This is a genomic window from Mycobacterium sp. E1715, from assembly GCF_001667625.1.
Classification (GTDB): domain Bacteria; phylum Actinomycetota; class Actinomycetes; order Mycobacteriales; family Mycobacteriaceae; genus Mycobacterium.
Genome location: NZ_LZJJ01000184.1, coordinates 1 through 14,574, shown reverse-complemented (window position 1 = coordinate 14,574; position 14,574 = coordinate 1). Strand labels below are relative to the sequence as shown.

10 protein-coding genes and 1 tRNA gene are annotated in these 14,574 nt (G+C 69.0%); 5 read left to right on the top strand and 6 right to left on the bottom strand.

What is annotated here, in order from left to right; translation table 11 throughout:
* From A9X03_RS10095 to A9X03_RS10085, 3 genes are all read left to right on the top strand, one after another.
* A partial coding sequence (locus A9X03_RS10095; RefSeq protein ID WP_068260875.1) for a type I polyketide synthase occupies positions 1-7,394 on the top strand: 7,394 nt, incomplete at its 5' end.
* A gap of 31 nt (positions 7,395-7,425) precedes the next feature.
* A complete protein-coding gene (locus A9X03_RS10090) occupies positions 7,426-7,818 on the top strand; it encodes a holo-ACP synthase (RefSeq protein WP_065444533.1) in 393 nt (130 codons plus the stop codon).
* 98 nt (positions 7,819-7,916) lie between these two features.
* A complete protein-coding gene (locus A9X03_RS10085) occupies positions 7,917-9,242 on the top strand; it encodes a dipeptidase (protein WP_067760541.1) in 1,326 nt (441 codons plus the stop codon).
* Positions 9,243-9,266: 24 nt separating this feature from the next.
* On the opposite strand, the gene A9X03_RS10080 is transcribed toward A9X03_RS10085, so the two are convergent.
* Together A9X03_RS10080 and A9X03_RS30185 are read right to left on the bottom strand one after the other, a co-directional pair.
* Complete coding sequence (locus tag A9X03_RS10080; RefSeq protein ID WP_068260871.1) at positions 9,267-9,761, bottom strand: DUF3060 domain-containing protein; 495 nt, start codon at positions 9,759-9,761, stop codon at positions 9,267-9,269.
* A gap of 70 nt (positions 9,762-9,831) precedes the next feature.
* Positions 9,832-10,122, bottom strand: a complete 291-nt coding sequence (locus A9X03_RS30185; protein WP_067760545.1) for a hypothetical protein — start codon at positions 10,120-10,122, stop codon at positions 9,832-9,834.
* 203 nt (positions 10,123-10,325) lie between these two features.
* Here A9X03_RS30185 and A9X03_RS10070 point away from each other — a divergent pair, with 203 nt between their 5' ends.
* A complete protein-coding gene (locus tag A9X03_RS10070; RefSeq protein ID WP_068266392.1) occupies positions 10,326-10,682 on the top strand; it encodes an MmpS family transport accessory protein in 357 nt (118 codons plus the stop codon).
* 12 nt (positions 10,683-10,694) lie between these two features.
* Here A9X03_RS10070 and bcp read toward each other — a convergent pair whose 3' ends face one another.
* Complete coding sequence (gene bcp / locus A9X03_RS10065) at positions 10,695-11,168, bottom strand: thioredoxin-dependent thiol peroxidase (RefSeq protein WP_067760549.1); 474 nt, start codon at positions 11,166-11,168, stop codon at positions 10,695-10,697.
* Positions 11,169-11,266: 98 nt separating this feature from the next.
* Here bcp and A9X03_RS10060 point away from each other — a divergent pair, with 98 nt between their 5' ends.
* Complete coding sequence (locus A9X03_RS10060) at positions 11,267-11,494, top strand: DUF3618 domain-containing protein (protein ID WP_067760600.1); 228 nt, start codon at positions 11,267-11,269, stop codon at positions 11,492-11,494.
* Between the two features lie 4 nt (positions 11,495-11,498).
* Here the strand turns inward: A9X03_RS10060 and A9X03_RS10055 are convergent, their stop codons facing one another.
* The 3 genes from A9X03_RS10055 to A9X03_RS10045 all read right to left on the bottom strand — a co-directional run.
* The gene (locus tag A9X03_RS10055) at positions 11,499-13,241 is read right to left on the bottom strand and encodes a DUF3556 domain-containing protein (protein ID WP_067760551.1); all 1,743 of its coding nucleotides are present in this window, start codon (positions 13,239-13,241) and stop codon (positions 11,499-11,501) included.
* Between the two features lie 128 nt (positions 13,242-13,369).
* Positions 13,370-13,442: transfer RNA gene (locus A9X03_RS10050), tRNA-Lys, on the bottom strand.
* Between the two features lie 147 nt (positions 13,443-13,589).
* On the bottom strand, positions 13,590-14,574 hold a 985-nt coding region (locus tag A9X03_RS10045), incomplete at its 5' end, for a GNAT family N-acetyltransferase (protein ID WP_068260868.1).

Below are 14,574 nucleotides of genomic sequence, written 5' to 3'. Positions count from 1 at the left end.
GGCGCTGGGCGCAGGAGTACGGCTTCCCGCTGATGCCGATCGACGGCATCCTGGTGGGCACCGCGGCGATGGCGGCCAAGGAGGCCACCACGTCGCCGTCGGTCAAGCGGATGCTGGTCGAGACGCAGGGCACCGACCAGTGGGTGGGCGCCGGAAAAGCCGTGGGCGGCATGGCTTCCAGCCGCAGCCAGCTGGGCGCCGACATCCACGAGATCGACAACAGCGCTTCGCGGTGCGGGCGGCTCCTCGACGAGGTCGCCGGTGACGCGGAGGCCGTCGCGGCTCGCCGCGACGAGATCATCGCGGCGATGGCCAACACGGCCAAGCCGTACTTCGGCGACGTCGCCGACATGACCTACCTGCAGTGGCTGCAGCGCTACGTCGAGCTCGCCATCGGGGAGGGCAACTCCACCGCCGACACCGCCGCACCGGGCAGCCCGTGGCTGGCCGACACCTGGCGCGACCGGTTCCAGCAGATGCTGCAACGCGCCGAAGCCCGTTTGCACGCAAACGATTCCGGACCCATCGAGACGCTGTTCAACGATGCGGCCCTGCTGGAAACGCCTGACGACGCGATCGCCGCGCTGCTTGCCCACTACCCCGACGCCGACACCGTGCAGCTGCACCCGGCGGACGTCCCCTTCTTCGTCACCCTGTGCAAGACGCTGGGCAAGCCGGTCAACTTCGTGCCGGTCATCGACAAGGACGTGCGGCGCTGGTGGCGCAGCGACTCGCTGTGGCAGGCGCACGACGCCCGCTACGACGCCGACCAGGTGTGCATCATCCCGGGCACCGCGGCCGTGGCCGGCATCACCCGGATGGACGAACCGGTCGGTGAGTTGCTGGACCGCTTCGAGCAGGCCGCCATCGACGAGGTGCTCTCCTCCAACGGGCGGCCCCGGGCCGTCGCGTCGCGTCGGCTGGGCCGCCCGGACGTCACCGGCCCGCTGGCCGTCGTGCTGGACGCCCCCGACGTGCAGTGGGCCGGCCGCACCGCGACCAACCCGGTCCACCGGATCGCCGACCCCGGCGATTGGCTCGTGCACGACGGGCCCGAAAGTCGCCGCGCCACACACTCATTCACCGGCGCGCGGCTCGAGGTCGACGGCGATCGGGTGATGCTCAGCGTCCCGATCTCTGGAACCTGGATCGACATCCCGTTCACCCTGCCGCCCAACACCGTCGACGGCGGCACCCCCGTGGTGTCCACCGAGGACGCCGCCACCGCCATGCGCGCCGTGCTGGCGATCGCCGCCGGTGTCGACGGGCCGGAATTCCTGCCCGCGGTCGTCGACGGCACGGCCGCCGTGACGGTGGACTGGGACCCCGAGCGGGTCGCCGACCACACCGGGGTCACCGCCACGTTCGGCGAGCCGCTCGCTCCCGGCCTCACCACCGTGCCCGACGCGCTCGTCGGCCTGTGCTGGCCCGCGGTTTTCGCGGCGATCGGCTCGGCGGTCACCGACGCCGGCGTGCCGGTCGTCGAGGGCCTGCTGAGCCTCGTGCACCTGGACCACGCCGCCCATGTGGTCGGCGCGCTGCCCAAGGTGGAGGCCGAATTGGCAATCAGCGCAACGGCTTCCCCGGCCGTCGACACCGACATGGGCCGAGTGGTCAGGGTCGCGGTGACGATCGCCGGCGCCGACGGCGCGACCATCGCCCGTCTCGACGAGCGCTTTGTGATCCTCGGTCGCACCGGCGCCGCCGAGCTCACCGACCCGGTGCGGGCCGGCGGTGCGGTGTCGGAGAACGCGACCGACACCCCGCGCCGCCGCCGCCGCGACGTGCGGCTGACCGCCCCGGTCGACATGCGACCGTTCGCGGTGGTGTCCGGCGACCACAACCCGATCCACACCGACCGGGCGGCCGCCCTGCTGGCCGGCCTGGAATCGCCGATCGTGCATGGGATGTGGTTGTCGGCCGCGGCGCAGCACGCGGTGACCGCCACCGACGGCCAGGCGCGCCCGCCGGCCCGGCTGATCGGCTGGACCGCCCGATTCCTGGGCATGGTGCGTCCCGGCGACGAGGTCGACTTCCGCGTCGAGCGCGTCGGAATCGACCAGGGTGCAGAGGTTTTGGAGGTCGTGGCGCGCATCGGGTCCGATCTGGTGATGTCGGCGACGGCGCGCCTGGCCGCCCCGCACACGGTGTACGCCTTCCCGGGTCAGGGCATTCAGCACAAGGGCATGGGCATGGACGTCCGCGCCCGCTCGAAGGCCGCCCGCAAGGTGTGGGACAAGGCGGACAAGTTCACCCGCGACACGCTGGGCTTCTCGGTGCTGCACGTGGTGCGCGACAACCCGACCAGCATCATCGCCAGCGGCGTGCACTACAACCACCCCGAGGGGGTGCTGTACCTGACGCAGTTCACCCAGGTCGCGATGGCGACCGTCGCGGCGGCCCAGGTCGCCGAGATGCGGGAGCAAGGCGCTTTCGTCGAAGGCGCGATCGCCTGCGGCCACTCGGTCGGCGAGTACACCGCGCTGGCCTGCGTCACCGGCATCTACGAACTGGAAGCGTTGCTGGAGACGGTGTTTCACCGGGGTTCGAAGATGCATGACATTGTGCCCCGCGACGAGCTGGGCCGCTCGAACTACCGGCTGGCCGCCATCCGCCCGTCGCAGATCGACCTGCCCGACGACGAGGTCCCCGGCTTCGTGGCCGGAATCGCCGAGCGCACCGGCGAATTCCTGGAGATCGTGAACTTCAACCTGCGCGGTTCGCAGTACGCGATCGCAGGCACGGTCCGCGGCCTCGAGGAGCTGGAGGCCGAGGTGGAGCGGCGCCGCGAGCTCACCGGTGGCAAGCGTTCGTTCATCCTGGTGCCCGGCATCGACGTGCCCTTCCACTCGCGGGTGCTGCGCGTCGGGGTGGCGGAGTTCCGCCGCTCGCTGGAACGCGTCATGCCGCGCGACAAGAATCCCGACGTCATCATCGGGCGCTACATCCCGAACCTGGTGCCCCGCCCGTTCACCCTCGACCGCGACTTCATCCAGGAGATCCGCGATCTGGTGCCCGCCGAGCCGCTCGACGCGATCCTGGCCGACTACGACACCTGGCTGGCCGAGCGCCGGAACGAGATGGCGCGCATCGTCTTGATCGAGCTGCTGGCCTGGCAGTTCGCCAGCCCCGTGCGTTGGATCGAAACCCAGGACCTGCTTTTCACCGAGGAGGCCGCGGGCGGCCTGGGCGTGGAGCGGTTCGTCGAGATCGGTGTGAAGTCCGCGCCGACCGTCGCCGGACTGGCCACCAACACCCTCAAGTTGCCCGAATATGCCCACAGCACAGTCGAAGTGCTCAACGCCGAGCGCGACGCCGCGGTGCTGTTCGCCACCGACACCGACCCCGAGCCGGAGCCCGACGCCGACGAGCCGGCCGCCGATTCCGACGCTGCCGCGTCGGACGGTGGGCCCAACCCCAATGTCGCCCCAGTCGTCGCTGCGGCTCCCGCCGCAGTTCCGTCCGGTGCTCCGAGGCCCGATGACATCGGGTTCGACGCCGCCGACGCCACCCTGGCGTTGATCGCGCTGTCGGCCAAGATGCGCATCGACCAGATCGAGGAGCTCGACTCCATCGAGTCGATCACCGACGGCGCCTCGTCGCGGCGCAACCAGTTGCTGGTCGACCTCGGGTCGGAGTTGAACCTGGGCGCCATCGACGGCGCCGCCGAGGCTGACCTGGCCGGCCTGCGGTCGCAGGTCACCAAGCTGGCCCGTACCTACAAGCCTTTCGGCCCAGTGCTTTCCGACGCGATCAACGACCAACTGCGCACCGTGCTTGGGCCCTCCGGCAAGCGGCCCGCCGCGATCGCCGAGCGTGTCAAGAAGACGTGGGAGCTCGGCGACGGCTGGGCCAAGCACGTCACGGTCGAAGTCGCGCTGGGTACCCGCGAGGGCAACAGCGTTCGCGGGGGCGCCATGGGACACCTGCACGAGGGCGCGCTGGCCGACGCCGCGTCGGTCGACAAGGTCGTCGACGCCGCGGTCGCTTCCGTGGCCGCGCGGCGCGGGATCGCGGTGGCGCTGCCCTCTTCGGGAGGCGGCGGCGGTGCGACCGTCGACGCGGCCGCGCTGAGCGAATTCACCGACCAGATCACCGGTCGCGACGGTGTGCTCGCCTCGGCGGCCCGCCTGATCCTGGGCCAGCTCGGCCACGACAACCCGGTGAGCGCGCCGCCGGCCGCCACCGACGCCGAGCTCATCGACCTGGTCACCGCCGAACTCGGCGCGGACTGGCCGCGTTTGGTGGCACCGGCTTTCGACGCCAAGAAGGCCGTCGTGTTCGACGACCGGTGGGCCAGTGCCCGCGAGGACTTGGTCAAGCTCTGGCTGGCCGACGAGGGTGAGATCGACGCCCAGTGGAAGAGCCTGTCCGAAAGGTTCGAGGGCGCGGGCCACGTCGTCGCGACCCAGGCCACCTGGTGGCAGGGCAAATCGCTGGCCGCCGGTCGCCAGATCCACGCCTCGCTGTACGGCCGCATCGCGGCCGGCGCCGAGAACCCCGACCCCGGCCCGTACCGCAGCGAAGTCGCCGTCGTGACGGGCGCTTCCAAGGGATCGATCGCCGCGTCGGTCGTCGCGCGACTGCTCGACGGCGGAGCCACCGTCATCGCCACGACGTCCAAACTCGACGACGAGCGGCTGGCGTTCTACCGCGGGCTCTACCGCGACCACGCCCGGTACGGTGCGGCGCTGTGGGTGGTCGCCGCCAACATGGCGTCCTACTCCGACATCGACGCGCTGGCGGAATGGATCGGCACCGAGCAGACCGAAAGCCTTGGGCCGCAATCCATTCACATCAAGGACGCGCAGACACCGACGCTGCTCTTCCCGTTCGCGGCGCCGCGTGTCGCCGGGGACCTGTCGGAGGCGGGTTCGCGCTCCGAGATGGAGATGAAGGTTCTGCTCTGGGCGGTGCAGCGGTTGATCGGTGGGCTATCCAAGATCGGTGCCGAGCGCGACATCGCGTCGCGGCTGCACGTGGTGCTGCCCGGTTCGCCCAACCGCGGCATGTTCGGTGGCGACGGCGCCTACGGCGAGGCCAAGTCGGCGCTGGACGCGGTGGTGAGTCGCTGGCACGCCGAATCCTCGTGGGCCGCGAGGGTCAGCCTCGCGCACGCGCTGATCGGCTGGACCCGCGGCACCGGGCTGATGGGCCACAACGACGCCATCGTCGAGGCCGTCGAGGAGGCCGGTGTCACCACGTATTCCACCGAGCAGATGGCGGCCATGCTGCTGGGTCTCTGCGACGTCGAGTCCAAGGTGGCGGCGGCCGGCGCGCCGATCAAGGCCGACCTGACCGGCGGCCTTGCCGAGGCCAACCTCGACATGGCCGAACTGGCCGCCAAGGCGCGCGAACAGGCCACGTCGGGCGATCAGGTCGTGGATGACGTTGCGGCGGAAGGCACCATCGCCGCGCTGCCGTCCCCGCCGCGAGGCTTCAAGCCGGCGCCACCGCCCGAATGGGCCGACCTGGACGTCGACCCCGCCGACCTGGTGGTGATCGTCGGCGGCGCCGAGATCGGTCCCTACGGTTCGTCGCGCACCCGGTTCGAGATGGAAGTCGACAACGAGCTGTCGGCCGCGGGCGTCCTCGAGCTGGCCTGGACCACCGGGCTGGTCCGGTGGGAGGACGACCCCCAACCCGGTTGGTATGACACCGAATCCGGAGACCTGGTCGACGAGACCGAACTGGTCGAGCGCTACCACGACATCGTGGTCGAGCGGGTGGGCATCCGCGAGTTCGTCGACGACGGCGCGATCGATCCCGATCACGCATCGCCGCTGCTGGTGTCGGTGTTCCTGGAAAAGGACTTCTCCTTCGTGGTGTCCTCGGAGGCCGACGCTCGCGCCTTCGTCGAATTCGACCCCGAGCACACCATCGTGCGGCCGGTGCCCGACTCCAGCGACTGGCAGGTGATCCGCAAGGCCGGCACCGAGATTCGGGTCCCGCGCAAGACCAAGCTGTCGCGGGTCGTCGGCGCGCAGGTCCCCACCGGATTCGATCCGACCGTGTTCGGCATCAGCCAGGACATGGCCAGCTCGACCGACCGGGTGGCGTTGTGGAACATCGTCGCGACCGTCGACGCATTCCTGTCGTCGGGATTCACCCCGACCGAGTTGATGCGATGGGTGCACCCGGGCCTGGTCGCCAGCACCCAGGGCACCGGAATGGGCGGCATGACGTCGATGCAGACGATGTATCACGGCAACCTGCTCGGCCGGAACAAGCCGAACGACATCCTGCAGGAAGTGCTGCCGAATGTGGTTGCCGCGCACGTCATTCAGAGCTATGTGGGTAGCTACGGCGCGATGATTCACCCGGTAGGCGCGTGCGCGACCGCGGCGGTGTCGGTCGAGGAGGGCGTCGACAAGATCCGCCTCGGCAAGGCCGAACTGGTGGTCGCCGGCGGCTTCGACGACCTGACGCTGGAAGCCATCATCGGCTTCGGTGACATGGCCGCCACCGCCGACTCGTCCATGATGCGGGGCCGGGGCATCCACGACTCGAAGTTCTCCCGGCCCAACGACCGGCGCCGGCTCGGCTTCGTCGAGGCGCAGGGCGGTGGCACCATCCTGCTCGCCCGGGGCGACCTGGCGCTCAAGATGGGCCTGCCCGTATTGGCCGTGGTCGCCTACGCGCAGTCGTTCGCCGACGGCGTGCACAGCTCGATCCCGGCCCCGGGCCTGGGTGCGCTGGGCGCCGGCCGCGGCGGCAGGGACTCGCAGTTGGCGCGGGCGCTCGGCAAGCTCGGCGTCGGTGCCGACGACATCGCGGTGATCTCCAAGCACGACACCTCGACGCTGGCCAACGATCCCAACGAGACCGAGCTGCACGAGCGGCTGGCCGACTCGCTGGGCCGCTCCGAGGGCGCACCGCTGTTCGTGGTGTCGCAGAAGAGCCTCACCGGCCACGCCAAGGGCGGCGCGGCGGTGTTCCAGATGATGGGCCTGTGCCAGATGCTGCGCGACGGGGTGATCCCGCCGAACCGCAGCCTGGACTGCGTCGACGACGAGCTGGCCGGCTCGGCGCACTTCGTGTGGGTGCGCGAGACGCTGCGGCTGGGCGAGAAGTTCCCGCTCAAGGCGGGGCTGCTGACCAGCCTCGGGTTCGGCCACGTGTCGGGGCTGGTGGCGCTGGTGCACCCGCAGGCGTTCATCGCGTCGCTGGATGCCGATCAGCGCGCGGACTACCAGCGGCGTGCGGAGGCGCGGCTGCTCGCCGGTCAGCGCCGGTTGGTCTCGGCCATCGCCGGCGGCGCGCCGATGTACGAGCGGCCGGCGGACCGTCGTTTCAGCCATGACGCACCGGAGAAGCGCCAGGAGGCGGCGATGCTGCTGGACCCGGCGTCTCGGCTCGGTGAGGGCGAGGCGTACGAGGTCTCGCCCGGATGACGTCAACTACCGTCCGTTAGCCTGGCGTCCCATGGGAATTGTCGGTGTGGGGATCGACGTCGTCTCCATCCCTGATTTCGCCGAGCAGGTCGACCAGCCGGGAACCGTCTTCTCCGAGACGTTCACTCCGGGTGAGCGCCGCGATGCCTCGGACAAGAGTTCGTCGGCGGCGCGCCACCTGGCGGCACGGTGGGCTGCGAAGGAGGCGGTGATCAAGGCCTGGTCGGGGTCCCGGTTCGCCCAGCGGCCCGTGCTCCCGGAGGACATCCACCGGGACATCGAGGTGGTCACCGACATGTGGGGCCGGCCCCGGGTGCGGCTCAGCGGCGACATCGCCAAGCACCTGGCCGACGTGACGATCCACGTGTCACTGACACACGAGGGAGACACCGCGGCCGCGGTGGCGATCCTGGAGACGACCTGACGCCTCTCGCGAGCAGATGCAAAGTCGCATCTGCCGCGGAGGATTCATGCGACTTTGCGTCTGCTGGGCCGGGAAAGTGGGGGACTAGCCTCGAGATCATGAGCGATCTGGTGGAACGCGTCCGCGAGCTGTTGCCGTCGGTGCGCCGCGACCTCGAGGACCTGATCCGCATCGAGTCGGTGTGGGCCGACCCGGGCCGCCGCGACGAGGTGCATCGCAGCGCGCGGTCGGTGGCGGAGCTGTTGTCGCAGGCCGGTTTTGGCGATGTGCGGGTCGTCAGCGAGGGTGGGGCGCCCGCGGTCATCGCGCGACACCCCGCGCCGCCGGGCGCGCCGACCGTGCTGCTGTACGCCCACCACGACGTGCAGCCCGAAGGCGACACCGGCCAGTGGGCGTCACCGCCCTTTGAGCCCACCGAACGTGACGGGCGGCTCTACGGCCGTGGTAGCGCCGACGACAAGGCTGGTATCGCAACGCATTTGGCGGCGTTCCGGGCGCACGGCGGCCGGCCCCCGGTTGGCGTGACCGTATTCGTCGAGGGCGAGGAGGAATCCGGCTCGCCGTCCTTGGGCCGGTTGCTCGCCGCCCACCGCGACGCGCTGTCCGCCGACGTCATCGTCATCGCCGACTCCGACAACTGGAGCACCGGCGTTCCGGCGCTGACGGTTTCGTTGCGCGGCCTCGTCGACTGCGTGGTCGAGGTCGCCACGCTCGATCACGGCCTGCACTCCGGTATCTGGGGTGGCGTGGTGCCCGACGCGGTGAGCGTCCTGGTGCGGCTGCTGGCGAGCCTGCACGATGACGACGGCAACGTGGCCGTCGCCGGCCTGCACGAAAGCACCGCCGCCGCCGTGGATTACCCGCCCGAGCGGGTGCGCGCCGACTCCGGGCTGCTGGACGGGGTGTCCGAGATCGGTTCGGGCCCGGCGCCGCAGCGGCTGTGGGCCAAACCGGCGATCAACGTGATCGGCATCGACACCACGCCGATCGACAAGGCGTCGAACACGCTGATCCCGCGTGCCCGGGCGAAGATCAGCATGCGGGTTGCGCCCGGCGGCGACGCCGAGGCGCACCTGGACGCGTTGACTTCGCACCTGCGCGAGCACGCACCTTGGGGCGCACGGGTCACCGTCACCCGCGGCGACGTTGGCGAGCCCTACGCCATCGACGCCAGCGGCCCGGTGTACGACGCCGCGCGGGCCGCGTTCCGGCAGGCCTGGGGGACCGACCCGATCGACATGGGCATGGGCGGCTCCATCCCGTTCATCGCCGAATTCGCCGAGGCGTTCCCGCACGCCAAGATCCTGGTCACCGGCGTCGAGGACCCAAACACCCAGGCGCACAGCATCAACGAGAGCCTGCACCTCGGCGTGCTGGAACGCGCCGCGATCGCCGAGGCGCTGCTGCTGGCCAGCCTGGCCTGACGGCGGCCCTACCGCACCAACGCTTTACCGCCGTTGTGATACGGCGTTGTTGTTTCCCGTCTTCTCGATTCTCGGTGAACCCGAGTGATAGGTCACCGCGTTGTCGTCGCCGAAAACGTCGAGGGTGTCGGCGCTGTCGAGTGCGACATGATTTCCGCTGCCGAAGACCTCGAGCCGTTGGCAGTGGCCGGTGACGGTATAGGTGTTGTTGTCGCCGTCCAGCTTCAGGTTGCCGTTGTTGCAGTCGATCGTGGTCTTCGCGCCGCTATTGATCATCACCAGATTTCCTTGGACGGTGGTGCCGGCGTGGCTCAAGAAGAACGCGACCGCCAGCGCCGCCACGACCGCGCACATCCCCAGCATCAACTTGCCTCGCGACGTATTCGCAAGCTTCGCGATTTCGCCGAACCAGCGCGGGCCGCCGAACTGTCCGCCACTGGGCGCCGCGAACGGCTCCGGCGCGGTGCCGGAGCCGTTCGCGAGGTCGCGGATGTATTGCTCGGGGTCGTCCGCGTCCACGGCTAAATGATCCGCCTCGGCCTGCGTGGAGTGCAATGGTCGCCCCTGATCACCGGCATCGGGCTGACCGTTACGGCCAGGGGAAGCCGGGTGCCGGCGCGGGCACCTCGGACGGGTCAGCTTCCCGGAAGTGATACACCGGGCCCGACGGGGTGCTTTCAGCGGTCACCGCGAACCAATGACAAACGCTCAGGTCGAACCCGGGCGGTATCGGAACCGTGTATCCCCATTTCTGGCCGGGGCAGTAATGCCAATAGGACGGCGGCGTAGCTTCGGCGCGTGCGGCCAAGCCCATAGCGGCCGCCGCGACGCCGCCGGAAATCATTGCCGCCCCGATGATGCGACTGAGGGGTCCGTTCATATGAGAAAGCCTTCCGTTGCCAATTGTGCTGCACGCTACGGCGCACCACTGGTGAAATTCTTGGCGTTCGCTTCCGCTACCGATCTCAACTTGCCTGACGGCCCGCCCGCCGACCTCCTCACGGCAACCCCCGCGTGCAAAAGTTGCCGAGGCGCCCGAACCGGCGCAAAGTACCGGTCAGCGGGGGCAGTAGGGAGCAAGTGATGAAGACACAGTTTGCTGCGGCCTCCGCGGCATTGGTTTCAGCGTCGCTGCTAACGGCGCAGGGTGCGGTCGCCGCGCCGGGCGATGCGGTGGTGTACACCGTGACCTCGGACGCCCCGTTGGCCGCGGTGTCGTATATCGATGCGACGGGCACGCTGCAGATGCTGACCAATCAGCCCGCGCCGTGGTCGATCTCGTTCACCAGTAAGGACACCAGTCCCGCGGCGGTGCTGACGGTCGCCGCGAACCCGACCGGTCAGAAGACGACCTGCACGATCACGGTCAATGGGACGGTGAAGGACACCAAGTCGACGACGGGCACGGGTGAAGCCGGCCTGGCGCAGTGCGCCGCGTAACCGCTCCGCGGTTCACACCGACAGGTCGCGCCGAAGCTTGGCCACGTGGCCGGTGGCCTTGACGTTGTATTGCGCGACGGCGATCTTGCCCTTCTCGTCCACCACGAAGGTCGAGCGGATCACGCCCTGCACCGTCCTGCCGTACATCTGCTTCTCGCCGTAGGCGCCCCAGGCCGTCAGCACCTTGCGGTCGGGATCCGAGAGCAGCGGGAACGTCAGCTTCTCGGCGTCGCGGAATTTGGCCAGCTTCTCCGGCTTGTCGGGGGAGATGCCGATGACGTCGAGGCCGGCGTCGCCGAGTTCGCGCAGGTTGTCGCGGAAGTCGCAGGCCTGCTTCGTGCAGCCCGGCGTCGAGGCCGCGGGGTAGAAGTACACGATGACGCGACGGTCCTTGTAGTCGGACAGCGACACCTTATTGCCGTCGGCGTCGGGCAGGCTGAAGGGGGGCGCTTTGTCGCCCGGCGCAAGCCGCGTGGTCTCGGCCAATTTCTAGGCCCCTTTCTGTTCACCGGAGCGTTGGGGTTATCGCCAGCTGATCTAGGGTAGTGCCTCAGGTGCATCAGGCCGATTGGGAGGACAGACACGTGGCGGACCGGGACCCCGAGGCCATCAAGCGGGACATCGACGTCGCCCGCGACCAGCTGGCGGCCACCGTCGACTCGCTTGCCGTGCGCGCCAACCCGCGCCGCCTCGCCGACGACCTCAAGGTTCGGGTGATCGCGTTCGTCAAGAAGCCCGCGGTGACGGTCTCACTGGCCGGCGTCGGCGTCCTCGTCGTCGTGGTCGTGGTGCACCGGGTGCGCAACCGCTGACCCGTCAGGTCATGCCGGCGCCCGTGCCGCTCTGAACGTGCACCGGGAGGTCATCGGCCCACGGCTGGGTGGTAGCCATGTCCTCGACCTCGACGTAGCCGCGCTCGAATTCGCCGGTCGCCGCGTCCACCAGGCGGTACTCCTGACGCTGGATGTGGATGGGCTGCGCGTCCAGGATCACCACCCGCACGTCACCGGGCTCGAAGTTGCAGCGCTGCTGTAGCGCCTCGATGAGGCATTCGTTGTGCATGTGCCCATCGCCGAAGTTCCAGCCCAGCACCATTGCGCAGAGATTCTCGCCTTCGCAGAGGTTGTAGTCGGCCTCGTCGTAGCCGGCCAAAGCGCGGTGTACCAGGGTGTAGAGCGCGCGGCCGTGGGTGTTCATCCCTCGGAAGGCGTAGGCGAGGTGAATGGGGACCAAGGTCTCTTCTTTGGTTTTGTAGAGACGCTCGAGCTGTAGGTGATACATCGGTCCCAGCGCGCGGGAGCCGGTGCGGATCTTCTCGTCGACCGACGGCTTGACGCACCACACCGTGGTGTCCCAGTTGCCCGCGTAATACCGCATGCCCGGCAGGAAGGACACCTTGCGCGGGTAGAGGTTTCCGACGACGACCACCCCGGCGATGACGACGAACAGGATCGCCACCGGCAACGGATTGGCCACATCGGACAACCCGAGCCAGGCGTGCGCCACGAACAGCGACAGCACGCCGAAGATCATGAAGACGTTCCACTCCAGCGGCACCCCCATCGGGAAGGCCAGCAGGATGTTCAGGTGGAAGACGATCATCACGAACGCGGCGATGGCCGTCGGCCAGCCGCCGTGGGAGAACAGCAGCGCCAGTGGTACCAGGCCTTCCACGGCGGTGGAGAAGTGCGCGATGAAACCCGCCAGCGCGCTGGGGCGCAGGTCGTCCGGGTAGCGCTTGAACATCGAGCGCTTGAGCGCCCCGGAGGGGATGAACGGGTTGTTCGCGAGCATCGTCGAGATCACGAACGGGAAGTGCCGGTTGAGCTTTGAGGTGGCCGCCCCGAGCCAGATCACCATGAAGACCACCTTGGCCCCGATGATGGAGTCCGCCCCGGCGAACAGGAAGACCAGCGCCAGCGGCGCATAGACCTCACCGCGCGCGGCCAAAAAGATCACCTTGTCGCGCAGACCGAGGACGGCCAGGACCGACAGGATCGCGACGGTGTGCCAAGGGGCCAGCACGCCAATGTCGGTGTGCAGGGCGGGGATTGCGCCGGTGCCATCGGACACCAGCGCGATGGCGAGCAGCGCCAGCAGCGCGCCGTAGAGGATGGCGTCGAGCGGGCTGCGGACGCTGCCCTTGGTCAGCGGCACCCGATCGGGCCACGGGGGCAGCCGGATGGTGCTGGGCCGCAACCAGTACAGGATGGAGCCCATCGGCGGGAAGTACCGGCCGGCCAGCGGCCCGAAGCAACAGCCCAGGCCGATGACTTCGAACAGCATCGTGTACAGCACGGCCTTCTCGAACACGATCGGTTCCGACCACCAGGCGGCGACGCCCGTGAAGCTGCCGATGCCCGTCGTGCACCACCCGAACACCCAGCCGCCGAGGATGTACAGCGCGATCTTCACGCCATACATCACATGCATCACCAGCGGGGTGCCGAACCCGTTCTCGGCGATGTGGCGCACCATCGGGACGATCCGTTGCGCGCGGGGTTGCTTGCTCCACTCGGCCACGTCGACGACGGGCAGGTTCGGCTGGATGAACCCCATGGCAGCTCCTTCGACGCAAAGGGCGTTCGCTGTGAAGGAGAAGCTACCTGCAGCATCAATCGTGTGGCGGCCAAATCACGACGAAAAGTGGTCCGAGCGGCCGTTAGCCGCCCCCGGTATGTCAACTGTGCGCCGTCAGGGTTTCGAACCCCGGACCCGCTGATTAAGAGTCAGCTGCTCTACCAACTGAGCTAACGGCGCTTTCGACGGCCGAGACCGCGTACGCGACAATAACAGGCGTCCTGCCGCGGAGTGAAATCCCGGTTTCCTTCCAGGTTAGCCACCCGAGAGCGCTCGCGGGGGCCTCGGGAAACCCGATCGCTGAAACCGTCTGCCGCGCAAGCCCCGTCAGAACAGGGTCCCGCAGTAGGGGGCCCGATCGGTGCTGAAGGCGGCATCCAGGTCGCGTATCGCGCCCGGGCGCTCTTCGGTGATCCGGCCCGCTCGCAGGAGCTCGGAGGCCGGGTGTGCGCCCATGTAGATGGTGGCCAGATCTGCCAGGCCGATGCCGACGTCGGTGGGCCCGTCGTGCGGTGTGCACTTGCCCACGCCGTCACGGGCCTGCAGGAGGAACCGCCCGCCGGCGAGGTCGAGGGGGTCGGTGACCTCCAGCGCGAGGTCGATGTCCGCCGCATACGCGCGGGTGCCCAGCACCTCGGGCACGTCGTTGATCCGCACCCAGAGGAAATCGCTCACACCGGTGGTTTCGGCGGCCCGCAGGTCGGTGAGCTTGAGCGGCAGCGGGTCGTCGACCGGCACGTCGATCTCGACCGTGTTGAACATCTCCAGGGCCAACAACGTTTGCAGCAGCTCGGTATGGGCCTCGTCGGTGATGGGGCAGAAGTCTTCGACGACCACGGTGCCCAACGGTGGCCGGTAGCCGTGATTCGACTCACCCACGACGCGGTAGGTCAGGAAGCCGTCCGGATGGATCGTGTAGTTCAACGGGCTGCCGTTGCCTCGCTGCACCGGCAGGTCCTGCCGATGGTCCGCCCACCAGGCTTCGTTGCGGGCCACCGCCCCATTCGTTGCAGCACACCATCTTTCGTAGATTTCCGGCAAGTGGTCTTTTGCCTCGGCGGCGGTGATCTCGCGCGCCCGGATCTCCGCCGGCGGCGTGCGCAGCTTGGCGAAGCGGCGGTCGACGGAGTAGCTGCGCAGATAGCTGCCCACGCCGGCGCCGAAGCCGTCGTACATCGCGGTCTGGGTCGGCACCCCGAAGACGATCGGGTAGCCGCGTTCGATCAGTATGCCGAGCCCCTTCGCGCTGAGCTGCCCCCAGACGCCCTTGCCTTGGTGAGTGGACGCGACGGCGATCATCGTCAGCCACGCG

Coding starts and splice junctions, on each gene's coding strand:
- A9X03_RS10085 (WP_067760541.1), top strand. CDS start 7,917: ATGAGCGATCTGGTGGAACGCGTCCGCGAGCTGTTGCCGTCGGTGCGC.
- A9X03_RS10070 (WP_068266392.1), top strand. CDS start 10,326: ATGAAGACACAGTTTGCTGCGGCCTCCGCGGCATTGGTTTCAGCGTCG.
- A9X03_RS10055 (WP_067760551.1), bottom strand. CDS start 13,241: ATGGGGTTCATCCAGCCGAACCTGCCCGTCGTCGACGTGGCCGAGTGG.
- A9X03_RS10090 (WP_065444533.1), top strand. CDS start 7,426: ATGGGAATTGTCGGTGTGGGGATCGACGTCGTCTCCATCCCTGATTTC.
- A9X03_RS30185 (WP_067760545.1), bottom strand. CDS start 10,122: ATGAACGGACCCCTCAGTCGCATCATCGGGGCGGCAATGATTTCCGGC.